A 15,435-nucleotide genomic window follows, 5' to 3' on the forward strand; every position below is an offset into this window, starting at 1 on the left:
ACTAGCAGAGTTCGATTTCCGCTATTCGAACCGTTCGGCCATGGGCATTGAGGACAACGTTCGGTCGCTCATCGCCTTGAAGGGTGCTGCCGGTAAGCGCCTCACGTATCGTCAACCTGCTTGACGCTAAGAAAGATCATTACCGAAAACCCGTCCAGCTTAAGCTGCCCCTGTGGAAGGGTGAGCCGTTTCGGAAGCGATACAAACGTTGAGTCCTAACGGTCCCAAGATTTTTATTTATTCACAGGGATACTAATCCGTGACGACACTTGCTATTTTAATAAGTGCCCGCAGCGCCGTCGATCTGCGTGTGACATGGAGTGCGTGGGACTAATAAGGGCCGCCCTCGGAGGGTTCCAGGGGCGGCCTTTTATATGGAAGCGATCCCATCATTGCGCTTTCTTGTAGCCTTCAAATTTATGACGGATTTCGGAAGTGAATCGTAGATCTGATGATGTCCGCGACCAACGCGTTTTGCTGCTAAAGTGCCGCGCTCGCTTCGGATTTTCATGCTAGCTGCATAGACAATTAAGTCGGCCAATTGGATGAAATAGGACATATCGGAGTGCTTGAAGTTTGCATCCTTCGGGAACATGCTTAGGGGCATATTTCTTGGTGGCATTGCTTCCCCAACCTCCTTGCGATGATCCTGTCGGGAGGTACTTTTGAGCCATCCGAAAGGCGGTAATATAGCTCTTGTTGCCCTCGTCAAAAAAGACCAAGCCGTTGGTCCGTCTGGCTTGGCACTGAGACCGCATCCTCTGGAAAAGGGTCAGCATGCAAACGCCGATGCCGGTCTCTCCAGCGAATTGGGAGGCATCTGTTGAGTAGGCGGTAATGATAGATGCATCTGGCAAGAAATCGGCCGTTGCCAATGCATCCTTGTAGAGGTCTACAGCCTCGTTTGGCAAAAGGTTACGCCAATTTCTTTTGAGTTGTCCCTGCCCCTTGATAAGCTGATACGCATGCAATTCTTCGCGAAAACGGATGCCGTGCTTCTTCGATAATTGGCGTCTCCAATCCTCGACCTTTTTTTGATAGTCTGGCCAAACGAAACGCCACGGCCCCAGAAACCCGCTACGTCGCAAGAATGGAACTGTTACGGCCGTAGCCGCGTAAAGAGGATGCCTTGCCGATTCATCAATGTAAAAGAGATCAATCCCGCCCGACAGCAAATCCATGGTGAAACTCAATGACCATTAAGCAGGCTGAGAATACACAGGTTGACAAATTCAAGAAAGCCGCCCGCGAACCGAAACCCGACCAGTCGGCTAAGGACAGGCAGTATCAGAAGTTTGTAGACAAGGCGCGCGAACTGGAAACCGACGAGTCCGAGGAGAACTTTGACCGCATATTGAAGAAAGTGGTCTAGGCGCCACCATCGAAGGATGGAAAGGCTAAGGCCAAGTAACTCATTATTCCTCGTCCGCTTCGGCGCGGCCCTGCACCAACTTCAAGGCATCCCGGTAAAGGAATGGAACCCAATATGTGGGCTGCTCTCTAGTCCCGCGCTCCTCGAAAACACCAAGGTCTACCAACCGGTTCGCTTTGCCTACAGCATTAGCGCGATCCATGCCCCACAGTTCAGCAAGGCTTTCCGGTGTTTGTTCTGTCTTTTGCCCCTCCAGCTTAGCGACGAACTCCCTTTCATTAGGATACTCCGCATAGAGATACGTGTGCAGTCTGGCGCCCGACACTATCGGCAAAGCCGCCTTGAAGACGCTCCTATCAAATAGTTGGTCTCCATCAGGCGCTGGACGGCCACGCTCTAGCTGCTTTATCTCCTCGTCCAGTATGCTTCGAAGGAGGTGTATCAGTTCGCGCGGCGCTGTCCGTTTTGAACCATCGGCGCACCGTCTTACCAGCCAGTTGAATGTCGGCGATTTCTGCGTTCCCTGCTCAACCTGCGCTGGGAAAAATCGATAGAAAAGCTCCTCTTGCAGAGTGGCGTCTTTCAATATCTGGTCCTTGTCCAGATTGAATTCTTTCAGCAGAACTTGATTGTTCAAAATTCTTCTCACAACCAAGTTGAGAAGTGTCGGCTGCGTCCAATCCAGAACCACATACTTAGTCAGATGGCTTGCCTCACGCATTCCTCTCTCGGTGATCCTTTTCCAAATATCTTCTCGGAGGAAAATCTTGAGAGAGATTTGATTGCTCGCTTTGATGTCTCCGTATGCGCGGACCAGCGCGCGAAGCGCGTTTTCTTCCAACTGATGATTTTCGACAAAAGCTACGTCCAACCGATCTAGAAGTATCCAGACGCGAAGTCTGCAACCTTCTAAAATTGCGTCAACGATTTCGATGAGGCGATCAACCGTTATGTACCCCTTCAACTTTTGTTCTCTCGTCGGCTCCCGAAGTACGATCTTTCCGGAGTAAGTGTGCGCGCCTGTATTCGGGTCAATCGTAAAATCGCCTTGAACCGCATCCAATTTCACAAGGCGCTTGGCAAGATCATGGGCAACGCGAAGTAGACCGCGCAGAGAGAATTGGGGCTGAAGAAGCCCAGCCTCCGTCAGGGGATCGTAAATCTCATTAATCCTGGGATGCTTGACCTCGTATTCGCGAAGCTGTTGGGCAACCAGCGTCAGAATGTAAAGCTTCCAAAGGGCAACAAATTCGGTCTCTGAGGTCGGCGGGTCATCTGCCAAATCTTTGAAGACTGTCTGCCCTCTGCTCGCCTCGGCTGGAACCAGCAATATCCCTTTATCAAAAAACTCATCGGCCTTGCTCATCAAGAGAGCGTAGATCGCGCTCTTGCCTCCGCCTTTTTCGCCCCGGACCATATCGATCTGCCCGGCTACGATCTTGTCCCACTGGTTGGTTTCAACGAAGTAGCTGGCAAGTTCATTTACCTCGTCCTCGGCAACTTGTTCGCCGAATGACATCTGCTTGAGAAGCTCAACCCGTTTCATAGCAGCCCGATTCTCATAAACTGAACGCTGCCGCTTCCTATACCGAATCGCCGCTATGGGTAAGGCCGGCCTGTCGAGGATCATATTCCTATCTTGCCCTTGGTTTGTCAACGATACAATCCCCCGCCCCCAGGGGGTTCAAACCGTGAACAAAATCTGGCATGGTGCCCGCCATGCCTATCATCTCTCCTATCCTCCTCAATCCCCTGATCGACGGCCGCCAGTCGGAGCGCGCCATGCTGGTGCGGCGCGGCGTGCAGCGGCTTTTGATGGAAATGGGCGCGCATGTGTTGCCCGAAATCTCGCTCGCGACCGGGCGGCGCGCCGACCTCGTTGCGCTGACCCGTCAGGGTGACATCTGGATCATCGAGATCAAGTCCTCGATCGAGGATTTTCGGGTCGACCGCAAATGGCCTGACTACCGGCTGCATTGCGACCGCTTCTTCTTTGCCACCCATCCCGGCGTGCCCTCGGAGATCTTTCCCGAGGAGTGCGGCTTCATCCTCTCCGACGGCTACGGCGCCGAGATCCTGCGCGATGCACCGGAGCACCGCATGGCGGCGGCAACGCGCAAGGCGCTGATGCTGAGGATCGCGCGCGCCGGCGCCTCGCGGCTCTTGGCGGCGGAGCTGGCGGGCGTGTCGGTGCCGGCGCTGGATGGCGAGAGCGAGTAGGGGTTTGGATCGCTGCGGTCGCGTTCATGCTTCGCTTAGTCCTTGGACCCCTTGCGCCGCACCTCATCTGCTGCCGGCATCTTCTCCCCGTAAACGGGGAGAAGGGGGCTGCCCGCAACGTTGGCGCTACTTCTGCAACGCTGATGGTTAGCGAAATCGGCGATGAGAGCGTCCTTCTCCCCGTCACTATACGGGGAGAAGATGCCGGCAGGCAGATGAGGGGCGGCGCGACGTTTGTCGTCTTACTCCTCGCCCTCGTCGGCCACCGCCGGCGCCATTAGCAAGACCGCGGCGCCGAGCAGCGCGGCGATGAAGGATCCGGCGAGGATGCCGACCTTGACCGCGTCCTGCAACGCCACATCGTTGGCGAAGGCGAGCAGGCCGATGAACAGGCTCATGGTGAAGCCGATGCCGCAGAGCAGCGAGATGCCGATCATGTGCAGCCAGCCTGCATTGACCGGCAGGTCGGCGAAGCCGAGGCGGATGGCGAGCGCGGAAAAGCCGAACACGCCGACCAGCTTGCCGGCGACGAGGCCGGCGGCGACGCCCAGCGTTAGCGGTTCGACCAAAGCGGCGGGGCTGAGACCGGCGAGCGAGACGCCGGCATTGGCGAAGCCGAAGATCGGGATGACGACGAACGGCACGATTCTGCTCAGGCCGTGTTCGAGACGATGCAGCGGCGAATGGTCGACATCGCGGCTGAGGCCGGCGGAGCGTTCAAGCGGGATGGTCAGCGCCAGTGCGACGCCGGCCAGCGTGGCGTGCACGCCCGATTTCAGCACCAGCACCCACAGGATGACGCCGAGCACCAGATAGGGCAGCAGGTTCATCACCCGCATGCGGTTGAGCACGATGAGCACGGCAATGACCGCGAAGGCCGCGCCCAGATAGGCTGATGACAGGCCGCTGGTGTAGAAGATCGCGATGATGATGATGGCGCCGAGATCGTCGATGATGGCGAGCGCGGTGAGGAAGATCTTCAGCGAGGCCGGCACGCGGTTGCCAAGCAGCGACAGCACGCCAAGCGCAAAGGCGATGTCGGTGGCGGTCGGGATCGCCCAGCCGGACAGAGCGACTGAATTGCCTCGGTTGATGGCGACATAGACCAGTGCCGGTATCACCATGCCGCCGGCGGCGGCGACGCCGGGCAGGACGCGCCTGGGCCAGGTCGAGAGTTGGCCATCCAGCATCTCGCGCTTGATCTCCAGGCCGACCAGCAGAAAGAACACCGCCATCAGGCCGTCATTGATCCAGTGCGAGACGCTGAGCGGCCCGAGATAGGCGTGAAGGGCGGAGAAATAGGTTTCAGCCAGCGGCGAATTGGCGACGATCAGGGCAAGGGCCGCGGCCGCCATCAGGATGATGCCGCCGGCCGCCTCGCTGTCGAGGAATTCGCGGAAAATGGAGACCGGCCGTTGTTTCTGGTCCTGCATATCGCCTCTCATGTTCCCGGTCGGACGGAATCACTTCGCGGGATGATGCGCAAACCCCTGCAATGAGGCAAGCAGCGTGTCGTGTTTAGCCAAGGCAATTGCTTCAGGTTTCGAATTCGCCCCATCACCTATCTCCGAGCGCTGGCGCCGCCCCTCATCTGCCTGCCGGCACCCTCTCCCCGTATACTGACGGGGAGAGGAGCGCTCTCGTCGACGGTTTCGCCAATCACAAGCGTTGCAAGAAGGGCGCCGAAATTGCGGCCAGCCCCTTCTCCCCGTCACTATACGGGAGAAGTGCCCGGCAGGGCGATGAGGGGCGGCGCTGACTTCGACAATTGGTGGCTTCCGCTGCGAGCTGGAAACTCCGAAGCGATGGCCCCGCGTTTGGCGATCTCAGCGTGGGGCGCGCTTGGCCAGTATCCGCTGCAGCGTGCGGCGATGCATGTTGAGCCGGCGCGCGGTCTCGGAGACGTTGCGGTCGCACATTTCGTAGACGCGCTGGATGTGTTCCCAGCGCACGCGGTCGGCCGACATCGGATTTTCCGGCGGCGCGGCGCGTTCGCCCGCCGTGCGGGTGAGGGCGGCAAAAACGTCGTCGGCATCGGCCGGCTTCGACAGATAATCGACGGCGCCCAGCTTCACCGCCGTCACCGCCGTGGCGATGTTGCCGTACCCGGTCAGGATGATGGTGCGGGCGTCGTCGCGCTTCTCGCGGATGGCGGCGACGACATCGAGGCCGTTGCCGTCGGAAAGCCGCATGTCGACCACCGCATAGGCGGGCGGATTGGCGCGCGCCTTGGCCACCGCCTCCTCGACGCTCTCGGCCGTCTCGACCAGGAAGCCCCTGGTTTCCATGGCACGGGCAAGGCGCGTCAGGAACGGCTTGTCGTCGTCGACGATCAACAGCGAGGTGTCCTCGCCTTCAACCATTGCGCCAATCGTTTCGTCGCCACTCATCGTCTCGGGAATTCCTGCTGCCTGATTTTTACGCAGATATAGTTTTGGAGCGCCATTGTCCAATTTTTAGCGCCTGTCAGGCCGTGTCGAACATGGTGGCCGGAGCCTGCTCGGGATGGAGGAAGACGCTGCGCGGCCAGGCTATCTGCACGATGGCGCCCTCGCCCAGCCCGCTCGAGTTGCGGAAATCGAGCGTGGCGCCCGAGCGCTCCAGCAAGGTCTTGGCGATGAACAGGCCGAGACCCAGGCCGCCGCCGGCTTCGGTGCCCTGGCGCGTCGACACATAGGGCTCGCCTATGCGGTCGATGATTTCAGGCGGGAAACCAGGCCCGTCGTCGATGATCGAGAAGGTGACCGCGGCCTCGTCCCAGCTCCAGCGTATGGTGACGCTCTTGCGGGCGAAATCGACGGCGTTCTCGACCAGATTGCCGAGGCCGTAGATGACGCCGGGATTGCGCCGCCCGACCGGCTCGGGGCCGATGCGCTCGCCGGGCCGAAGCTTGATCGAAATGCCGAAATCGCGATGCGGGGCCGTCACTTCCTCGACCAGCGAGGTCAGCGGCAGGCGGGAGAGATGCGCCTCGCCTTCGGAGGACAGGCTGGTGAGCCGCTTCAGGATTTCGCGGCAGCGCTCGCTCTGCGAACGCAGCAGCGTGACGTCCTCGCGGTACTTCGGATCTTCGCCGAGCGCCTTTTCCATCTCCTTGGAGACCAGCGCGATGGTGGCGAGCGGCGTGCCGAGTTCATGTGCGGCGGCGGCTGCGAGGCCGTCGAGCGCCGACAGGTGCTGCTCGCGCTGCAGCACCAGTTCGGTGGCGGCAAGCGCGTTGGCGAGCAGGCGCGCTTCCTCGGCCACCCGGAAGGCATAGATGGCGGTGAAGGCGATCGAGGAAAACACCGCCATCCACATGCCGGCGACATAGATGAACGGCATCTCCAGCGGCGCGCCCTCGTGCCAGGGCAGCGGCAGATGGAAGAAGACCAGCAGGCTCGCCGCCACCATCACCAGCGCGCCGAGGACGGCGGTCAGCCGCAGCGGCAGCGACGCCGCCGAAATGACCACGGGCACGGTCATCAGCACCGAAAAGGGATTGGTCAGGCCGCCGGTCATATAGAGCAGGCCGGCAAGCTGCAAGCTGTCGAAGGTCAGGATGGCGAAGGCCGACAGCGGGGTCAGGCGATGCGCCGCCGGATAGCGGAAGGTCAGCAGCAGGTTCATCCAGGCCGAACAGGCGATCAGCGCGAAGCAGAGGCTGACCGGCAACGGGAACTTCAGCCCATAGGCGACGACGAGCACCGTCAGGCTCTGGCCGACGATGGCCAGCCAGCGCAGCCTGATCAGCGTGTTGAGGCGCAGCCGCTGGCTTTGCTGGAAGTCGGGCGCGTGCAGGATGTTGATCATGGCCGGGGATTATAGCCGGGAAAGGGAACGGTGCGATGGTCCATGATGTTCGATCTTTTGTTTGACCATGATCCTTTCCGAAAAACGGCTTCAAGATCATGGTCCGACATCACGTCCCGCGCGGCTTGGCGCGGCTGGTGGCGGTGGCGAGAAGCGGGTTCTCCGGCCAGACATGCCGTGGGTAGCGGCCGCGCATGTCGGTGCGAACATCGGCCCAGGAGCCGCGCCAGAAGCCGGGCAGGTCGCGCGTCGTCTGGATCGGCCGGTGCGCCGGCGACAGAAGTTCGAGCGTCAGCGGCACAGTGCCGTTGGCGATTGCCGGATGCCGGTCGAGACCGAAAAGCTCCTGCACGCGGATCGCCAGCACCGGCCACTCCCCGTCATAGCGGATCGGCACATGGCTGCCCGACGGCGCGTCGAAATGGGTCGGCGCCAGCGCCTCGACCTTGCGTTGGAGGTCGTGCGGCACCAGGGCCATGAGGCCGGCCGAAAGAGCGCCCGGATCGATGGCGGCGAAGGACGCAGCGCCCGAAAGAAACGGCAGCAACCAGTCATCGAGGCGTTCGAGAAGTGCGGCATCGGACATGCCTGGCCAGGGCGCGCCAAGACCGCGATGCAGCCAGCCAAGCCGCTGGCGCAGCGTTTCCGCCTCCTTGTTCCATGGCAAAAGCGACAGCCCGTATTCGCGCAAGGCATCGAGGATGGCGCGATCCGCGTCAGTGCCCGATGGCGCGGGCAGCATTCGTTCGGAGAGCGTGATGGCGCCGAGGCGAACGGTTTCGCGCATGCGCACGGCACGCCTGTCGCGGTCGAAGCTGGTTTCCCGGCGGGTCTCGATCCGGTCGGCCAGTGCTGCGCGGATGTCGGCCTCATCGACCGCAGCTGCCGCAGTGATGCGGGCGTTCTGCGCCTTGCCGTGCAGATCGGCGACGACCAGCCAGGCCTCGCCGGCCAGCGGATCGGCGGCGTCGAGCATGGCGCCGGAGCCGTTGGCCAGCACAAACCGGCCGCGCTCGCCGCGCGCCCTTGCGACGCGGTCCGGCCAGGCGTGGATGAGGAGCGCGCCGGCGCTTCCACCCTCCCCCTTGTGTGGAGGGTCGGCGAGCGAGCCTTGCGCAGCAAGGCGAGGGAGACGGGGTGGGGGTGCCGCGCTCGACCTACCCCACCCCGCTCCGCTGCTCGGATCGACCCTTCCCACAAGGGGGAGGGTGAGGAGAAGGAGGCCTGTTTCGCCAGCCGTTCAGCAAGCTGCCGGGCCGATGTGGCGCGCGGCGATCTTTCGGTCCGAAATCGCATCAACCGCCGTTCGAGGTCGGCGCCATCGCCGCCCAGACCACGCTCGGTGAGCAGCACAGCCAGCATGGCCGCTTCGAAAGCCTGCCCGGCCCTGGCGGCTTCGGCGACCATGTGAGCCAATCGCACCGGCAGCGCCAGCTTGCGCATCGCCTTCCCGGCGTCCGTCAAGCGCCCGACTTCGTCGATGGCGCCCAGCGCGCGAAGCAGTATCCTTGCCTCGTTGAGCGCCGGGGCCGGCGGCGGATCGAGGAAGGAGAGGCTCGCCGGATCGACGACGCCGAAGGCGGCGCAATCGAGCAGCAGGCCGGAAAGGTCGGCCTCGAGGATTTCCGGCGGGGTGAAGGCGGGCAGTGCCGATGTCTGCTCGGCCCGCCACAGCCGGATGGCGATGCCAGCTTGCGTGCGGCCGGCGCGGCCGGCGCGCTGATCGGCCGATGCACGTGAAACACGCACCGTCTCCAGCCGCGTCAGGCCGCTGGCCGGCTCGTAGCGCGGCAGACGCGACAGGCCGGAATCGATGACGACGCGCACGCCGTCGATGGTGATCGAGGTCTCGGCGATCGACGTCGCCAGCACCACCTTGCGGCGGCCGGGTGGCGCCGGCTTGATCGCGGCATCCTGCGCCTTGTTGTCGAGCATGCCATAGAGCGGCACGATATCGGTGTCGGCGCCGACCCTGCCCGCCAGTCGCTCGGCGGTGCGTTCGATCTCGCGCTGGCCGGGCAGGAAGGCGAGCACGCTGCCGCTTTCCTCGGCAAGCGCTGAACGGATCGCCTTGGCCATGGCGTCCTCTACGGCAATGCCCGACGGCCGCTCGTCGTAGCGGACATCGACCGGGAAGGCGCGGCCCTCGCTTTCGATCACCGGCGCACCAGACATCAGCCTGGCGACACGCGCGCCGTCGAGCGTCGCCGACATCACCAGCAACCGCAGATCTGGCCGCAGCGCGCCCTGCACGTCGAGCGCCAGCGCCAGGCCGAAATCGCCGTCGAGCGCGCGCTCGTGGAATTCGTCGAACAAGACGGCCGAGACATCAGGCAATTCCGGATCGTCGAGGATCATGCGTGACAAGACGCCTTCGGTGACGACGAGGATTTTTGTCCGGGCCGAAGTGCGGTTTTCCATGCGCATGGCGTAGCCGACCGTGCCGCCGGGTTCCTCGCCGATAAGCTCGGCCATGCGGCGGGCGGCGGCGCGGGCGGCGAGCCGGCGCGGCTCAAGCAGGACGATCTTACCCGTGCCGAGCCATGGCGCGTGGAGCAGCGCCAGCGGCACCAGCGTCGTCTTGCCGGCGCCGGGCGGCGCCACCAGCACCGCGTTGTTGCGCATTGCCAGCGCTTCGCCGAGCGCCGGCAGCACGACGGACACCGGAAGTTCCGGCAAGGGTCTCATCTTCATCGCGCCCGCATATCAGCGGCCGTGGCCGGCGCGCAACCGGAGTGTAACTTACAGCCTCGTGCGCGTGAACGGATTCCAGCGCACCGTACCCAGCCGCACCTCCTCGCGCACCATGGTCAGCAGCCCGGAAGCGCCGACGACGGCGAGGCCGACCAGCGACAGCGTGTCCGGATACTCCTGGAAGAACAGCGCGCCGAGGATCACCGCCCAGACGATCTGCGAATAATGCGTCGGCGCGATGCGGTTGGCGGGGGCGTATTTGACCGCGAGCAGTTGAAGCAGTTGTCCGCAGGAGGTGAAGGCGCCCGATATGACAAACCATAACAATTGCCTGGCGTCCGGCAGCGTGAACGAGGTGGCCGCGGCGCCGATGCCATTGAAGACCAGGCCGTAGCCGATCAGCACGCCGAGTATGGTCGTGCGCTTCTCCTGCTGGGCAAGCGAGCGCATCAGGATGACGCTGGCGGCGGCAAGGAAAGCGACGCAGAAGGCGGCGAGGTGGCCGAGATGCAGTTCGCGAAAGCCGGGCCTGACCACCAGCATGACGCCGGCAAAGCCGGCGACCACCGCCAGCCAGCGCCAGGGGCCGACCTTCTCCTTGAGGATGACCGTGGAGAGGATGGTGACGCAGAGCGGCGCCAGGAAGATCAGCGCATAGGCCTCGGCCAGCGGGATGGTGGTGAAGGCATAGACGCTGAGCACGCCGGAAAATATGCCCGCCCAGGCGCGGGCCTGCACCGCCCAGGGTCGCTTCGTGCGCCAGAAATCGCGCCAGCGCTCGCCGTTCGGCCTGGTGAAGATCAGGAAAAAGCCGGCAAACAGCGTCGAGAAGAAGCCGATCTCGAACACGGTGAACTGCCCGCCCAGGCTTTTGACAACGGCGTCGTTGCACGAATAGCTTGCGTAGGCGATCAGGGCGAGCAGGATTCCGTTCGTCACGTTCTTCCATTTCCGGGGAGAGAAGAGTGAAGATATTGGCGCTGGGTGCGCATCCCGACGACATCGAGATCTTCATGTTCGGTACGATGGCCGCCTATGCCGCGCAAGGCGCAGAATTGATTTTTGCGATAGCCACGGATGGGGCCAAGGGCGGCAGGGGCGATCCGGCAGCGCTCGCCCGCGTCCGCCGCGAGGAAGCGACGGCCGCGGCGGGCCTGCTTGGCGCCACGCTGCACTTTCTCGACTTCCCGGATGGTGCGCTGATCGCCGACGCCGCCTTGATCGCAGCCCTGAAGGCGCTGGTCGGCGATTTGAAGCCGGATCTGGCGATCACCCATGCGCCGAACGACTACCATGGCGACCATCGCGCGCTGTCGGATGGCGTGCGCATCGCGGCGTCTTTCGCAGTCCCGGTCCTGCATGCCGATACGCTCGGCGGCACCGGTTTTTCGCCGACGCACTATGTCGATATATCGGGGCATTTCGATCTCAAGGCCAAGGCAATCCTGGCGCATCAGTCGCAGGATCCCGGACGCTTCGTTGAAGCGGCGCGCACGCAGAACGCCTTTCGCGCCGGCCAGTGCAATGGCGGGGCCGGTTCCTTCGCCGAGGCGTTTCGCTTCGAGCCGACGTACCCCTTCGCCGACATTCGCGCCCTGCTGCCGCCGGCGCCTGCGATCCGGCCAGTGACGGTGAGCACCAGGACGGTGACCTGAGCCGGCTGGACGCACTGACAGCCAATTCTCCTTAGCCGGCACCAAGGTTCCGCACATATGCTGCGGCGCAGCAACGAATTCGCTTGCCTTGTTTAGTAAAAATTGCACCACTAAACAAATTACTAAACATCAACCGCGCGATCGCGCCGTCATGTTTAGGCCCCTGAGGAGGGGGGTCGAGGTTTCTTGAAACCGTCATCCGGACGCGTTTCGCAAATGGGAGGAAGGCATGAAATCGACCTTGAAACTGACGTTGGGTCTGGCCTCGGCGATGTTGGCGTCGACAGCCGTCTCGAACGTCGCGTATGCGGAAGACCTGACGCTTTGCTGGGCAGCCTGGGATCCGGCCAACGCGCTTGTGGAACTGTCCAAGGATTTTACCAAGGAATCCGGCATCGGCATGAAATTCGAATTCGTGCCGTGGACCAACTATGCCGACCGCTTTCTCAACGAGCTGAATTCCAAGGGCAAGCTGTGCGACCTGATCATCGGCGACAGCCAGTGGATAGGCGGCTCCGCCGAGAACGGCCACTACGTCAAGCTGAACGACTTCTTCGACAAGGAGAAGATCAGCATGGACGACTTCGTGCCGGCGACGGTCGTCGGCTATTCGGAATGGCCGAAGAACACGCCGAATTACTGGGCGCTGCCGGCGATGGGCGACGTCGTCGGCTGGACCTATCGCAAGGACTGGTTCTCCAGGCCGGAACTGCAGAAGGAATTCAAGGAGAAGTACGGCTGGGACCTCGCCGCGCCGACGACCTTCGACCAGCTCAAGCAGATCGCCGAGTTCTTCCAGAAACGCGAGATCGACGGCAAGACGGTCTATGGCGCGTCGATCTATACCGAGCGCGGCTCCGAAGGCATCACCATGGGCGCCATGGACGTGCTCTACAGCTTCGGCTTCAAATACGAGAATCCCGACAAGCCCTACGAGATGGAGGGCTTCGTCAATTCCGACAAATCGGTGAAGGGCCTGGAATTCTACAAGGCGCTCTATGATTGCTGCACCCCGCCCGGCGCCTCGAACAGCTATATGGGCGAAGGCGTCGATGCCTTCAAATCCGGCCAGGTGGCGATGCACATGAACTTCGCCTTCACCTGGCCAGGCCTGCAGAAGGACGAGAATGTCGGCGGCGACAAGATCGGCTATTTCGCCAATCCCAAGGGTCCCGACGGCGGCCAGTTCGCCCAGCTCGGCGGCCAGGGCATCTCGGTGGTGTCCTATTCCGACAAGCAGGAATCGGCCCTCAAATACATCAAGTGGTTCGCCAACAAGGACGTGCAGGCCAAATGGTGGTCGCTCGGCGGCTTTTCCTGCCTCAACGCGGTGGTCAAAGACCCGAACTTCCCATCCAGCCAGCCCTATGCGCAGACTTTCCTCGACTCGATGGCCATCGTGAAGGACTTCTGGGCCGAGCCGAGCTACGCGCCGTTGCTGCAGGCGTCGCAAAAGCGCTTCCACGACTATGTCGTCGCCGGCCAGGGTTCGGCCAAGGATGCGCTGGACGGCCTGGTCAAGGACTGGACCAGCGTCTTCCAGGATGACGGCAAGATGTAAGGCTCCTCCCGAGTCGACGCGCGTGTCCCGTGCCACCTTGGCACGGGACACAGTTCAGATAAATTCCAGTATCGAGACGACTTAAAGTGACCGAAGCGGGACTGACCATGCTCAATCGGACTGCGGACAGCGTTGCCCGGGCCACGCCTGAGCCGTTGGCCCGCAAGGTCCGGGGCATCAGCGACAAGGGGCTCGCCTGGCTGTTCATCTCGCCGACGATCCTGTTGCTGCTCGCCATCAATATCTTCCCGCTGTTCTGGGCGATCTACCTGTCCTTCACCAACTACCGGGCCAACCGTCCCAACGAGGTGGTGAAGAATGTCGGCCTTGCCAACTACAAGCGCATCCTCGGCGACCAGGACATCTGGATCGCCATGCAGACGACGGCGCATTTCGTGTTCTGGACCATCCTTCTGCAGACGCTGATCGGTTTTACCCTCGCCTGGCTGATCGACCGGAAGTTCCGCGGCCACGCCTTCTGGACGACCATCATCCTGGTGCCGATGATGCTGTCGCCGGCCGTGGTCGGTAATTTCTGGCGCTTCCTCTACGAGCCGCAGATCGGCCTGTTCGCCTACGCCATCTCCTTCGTGTCTGGCATTCCGCCAACGGATATCCAGATGCTGTCCAGCGTCTCGCTGGCGCCGTGGTCGATCATCATCGTCGACACCTGGATGTGGACGCCCTACGTGATGCTGATCTGCCTCGCGGGCTTACGCTCGATCCCCGAATACATCTATGAGGCGGCCGAGGTCGACCGTGCCTCCAACTGGCGGCAGTTCTGGTCGATCACGCTGCCGATGGCGCTGCCCTTCATCATGCTGGCGGTGCTGTTTCGCGGCATCGAGAACTTCAAGATGTTCGACATGGTCAATCTGTTGACCGGCGGCGGGCCGGGCTCGACGACGGAGGTCGCGTCGATCACGCTGAAGCGGCAGGCCTTCGAAAGCTGGCGCACCGGCTACTCCTCGGCCTTCGCCATCATCCTGTTCGTCGCGGTGTTCGGCCTCGCCAACATCTACGTCAAGGCGCTGAACAAGGTGAAGCAGAGATGAGCCTGACCACAGCCCATTCGGTCGTCGCGCCTTCGGCAAACTCGAAGCTCATCGCCGGCACGATCATCGTCGCCTATGCGCTGATCTCGATCGTGCCGCTGCTGTGGATTTTCGCCACCAGCTTCAAGACGCCACCGGACTCGATCGCCTATCCGCCGAAGATCGTCTTCCAGCCGAGCGTCGAGGGCTACTGCAATCTGTTCACGACGCGGACAAGGCAGACGCCGGAATACATCAACTCGCTGGGGCCGGCGACCGGCTTCTGCGACGAGACCGTGCGCAAGCGCAACATGGTGATCGCCGGACCGTCCAACTTCATGCCGCGCTTCGTCAATTCGCTGATCATCGCCTTCGGCTCGACCTTCTGCGCGGTGTTCCTCGGCACGCTTTCGGCCTATGGCTTCTCGCGCTTCAAGGTACCTTTAGCCGACGACCTTTTGTTCTTCATCCTGTCGACGCGCATGATGCCGCCGATCGCGGTCGCGATTCCCATCTACCTGATGTACCGCGAGCTTGGCCTCTCCGACACCGCGCTCGGCATGATCCTGCTCTACACCGCGGTCAACGTCTCACTCGCCGTCTGGCTCTTGAAAGGCTTCATCGACGAGATCCCGCGCGAATATGAGGAAGCGGCGATGATCGACGGCTATACGCGGCTGCAAGCCTTCTGGCGCACGGTTCTGCCGCAGGCGACCACCGGCATTGCCGCGACCGCCATCTTCTGCCTGATCTTCGCCTGGAACGAATACGCCTTCGCGGCACTCCTGACCTCCGGCACGGCGCAGACCGCGCCGCCGTTCATCCCGACCATCATCGGCGAAGGCGGTCAGGACTGGCCGGCGGTGGCGGCCGGCACGACGATCTTCCTGGTGCCGATCCTGGTCTTCACCATCCTGCTGCGCAAGCAATTGCTGCGCGGCATCACCTTCGGCGCGGTGCGCAAATGACCAGCTTGGCAACTCGACATCAGATATGGAGCCGGCGCTGCGGCAGCGCCCCTTCTCCCCGTTTACGGGGAGAAGATGCCGGCAGGCAGATGAGGGGCAGCGCCGACATCCGCCTTGAATCGGAACGTTCGCGCCGCCC

General features: G+C 62.2%; 13 protein-coding genes and 2 pseudogenes. 7 read left to right on the forward strand and 8 right to left on the reverse strand.

The annotated features are described in order from the left end of the window. A pseudogene (locus tag MESS2_RS33195) lies at positions 1-124 on the forward strand (IS1595 family transposase); the annotation flags it as partial. A gap of 246 nt (positions 125-370) precedes the next feature. Here the strand turns inward: MESS2_RS33195 and MESS2_RS34060 are convergent. Together MESS2_RS34060 and MESS2_RS02270 are read right to left on the reverse strand one after the other, a co-directional pair. Next, the gene (locus MESS2_RS34060; protein ID WP_425277743.1) at positions 371-622 is read right to left on the reverse strand and encodes a DUF3800 domain-containing protein; all 252 of its coding nucleotides are present in this window, start codon (positions 620-622) and stop codon (positions 371-373) included. Next, positions 513-1,181 (reverse strand): DUF3800 domain-containing protein, encoded by a 669-nt coding sequence (locus MESS2_RS02270; protein ID WP_157357582.1) that lies wholly within the window; start codon positions 1,179-1,181, stop codon positions 513-515. Before MESS2_RS02270 ends, MESS2_RS34060 begins: the two co-directional genes overlap by 110 nt. 11 nt (positions 1,182-1,192) lie before the next feature. Here MESS2_RS02270 and MESS2_RS02275 point away from each other — a divergent pair, with 11 nt between their 5' ends. After that, entirely contained in the window at positions 1,193-1,372 is a 180-nt protein-coding gene (locus MESS2_RS02275) for a hypothetical protein (RefSeq protein WP_008872440.1), read from the forward strand. 43 nt (positions 1,373-1,415) lie between these two features. Here the strand turns inward: MESS2_RS02275 and MESS2_RS02280 are convergent, their stop codons facing one another. Next, the gene (locus MESS2_RS02280) at positions 1,416-2,918 is read right to left on the reverse strand and encodes a P-loop ATPase, Sll1717 family (protein WP_008872441.1); all 1,503 of its coding nucleotides are present in this window, start codon (positions 2,916-2,918) and stop codon (positions 1,416-1,418) included. 173 nt (positions 2,919-3,091) lie between these two features. Here MESS2_RS02280 and MESS2_RS02285 point away from each other — a divergent pair, with 173 nt between their 5' ends. Then, positions 3,092-3,592: an MmcB family DNA repair protein gene (locus tag MESS2_RS02285; protein ID WP_040591868.1), complete on the forward strand. Its 501-nt coding sequence runs from the start codon at positions 3,092-3,094 to the stop codon at positions 3,590-3,592. A 242-nt stretch (positions 3,593-3,834) separates the two neighbouring features. On the opposite strand, the gene nhaA is transcribed toward MESS2_RS02285, so the two are convergent. The 5 genes and pseudogenes from nhaA to MESS2_RS02320 all read right to left on the reverse strand — a co-directional run bounded on the left by nhaA (position 3,835) and on the right by MESS2_RS02320 (position 11,017). Next, positions 3,835-5,025 (reverse strand): Na+/H+ antiporter NhaA, encoded by a 1,191-nt coding sequence (nhaA, locus tag MESS2_RS02295; RefSeq protein WP_008872444.1) that lies wholly within the window; start codon positions 5,023-5,025, stop codon positions 3,835-3,837. Positions 5,026-5,418: 393 nt separating this feature from the next. Next, a complete protein-coding gene (locus MESS2_RS02300; protein ID WP_008872445.1) occupies positions 5,419-5,982 on the reverse strand; it encodes an ActR/PrrA/RegA family redox response regulator transcription factor in 564 nt (187 codons plus the stop codon). A gap of 76 nt (positions 5,983-6,058) precedes the next feature. After that, positions 6,059-7,384 carry an ActS/PrrB/RegB family redox-sensitive histidine kinase gene (locus MESS2_RS02305; protein WP_008872446.1) on the reverse strand — a complete coding sequence of 442 codons (1,326 nt, stop codon included), beginning with the start codon at positions 7,382-7,384 and terminating at the stop codon, positions 6,059-6,061. Positions 7,385-7,493: 109 nt separating this feature from the next. Then, positions 7,494-10,078: pseudogene (gene hrpB / locus MESS2_RS30545) on the reverse strand (ATP-dependent helicase HrpB). Between the two features lie 48 nt (positions 10,079-10,126). Continuing rightward, entirely contained in the window at positions 10,127-11,017 is an 891-nt protein-coding gene (locus MESS2_RS02320; protein WP_008872447.1) for a DMT family transporter, read from the reverse strand. A gap of 26 nt (positions 11,018-11,043) precedes the next feature. Here MESS2_RS02320 and MESS2_RS02325 point away from each other — a divergent pair, with 26 nt between their 5' ends. From MESS2_RS02325 to MESS2_RS02340, 4 genes are all read left to right on the forward strand, one after another. Further along, the gene (locus MESS2_RS02325; protein WP_008872448.1) at positions 11,044-11,733 is read left to right on the forward strand and encodes a PIG-L deacetylase family protein; all 690 of its coding nucleotides are present in this window, start codon (positions 11,044-11,046) and stop codon (positions 11,731-11,733) included. A 229-nt stretch (positions 11,734-11,962) separates the two neighbouring features. Continuing rightward, positions 11,963-13,294 carry an ABC transporter substrate-binding protein gene (locus MESS2_RS02330; RefSeq protein ID WP_008872449.1) on the forward strand — a complete coding sequence of 444 codons (1,332 nt, stop codon included), beginning with the start codon at positions 11,963-11,965 and terminating at the stop codon, positions 13,292-13,294. Between the two features lie 107 nt (positions 13,295-13,401). Next, a complete protein-coding gene (locus MESS2_RS02335; RefSeq protein WP_040591874.1) occupies positions 13,402-14,349 on the forward strand; it encodes an ABC transporter permease subunit in 948 nt (315 codons plus the stop codon). Then, positions 14,346-15,296 (forward strand): carbohydrate ABC transporter permease, encoded by a 951-nt coding sequence (locus MESS2_RS02340; RefSeq protein WP_008872451.1) that lies wholly within the window; start codon positions 14,346-14,348, stop codon positions 15,294-15,296. Before MESS2_RS02335 ends, MESS2_RS02340 begins: the two co-directional genes overlap by 4 nt. Positions 15,297-15,435 lie beyond the last annotated feature (139 nt).

Origin of the sequence: Mesorhizobium metallidurans STM 2683 (assembly GCF_000350085.1) — a bacterium.
GTDB lineage: Bacteria > Pseudomonadota > Alphaproteobacteria > Rhizobiales > Rhizobiaceae > Mesorhizobium > Mesorhizobium metallidurans.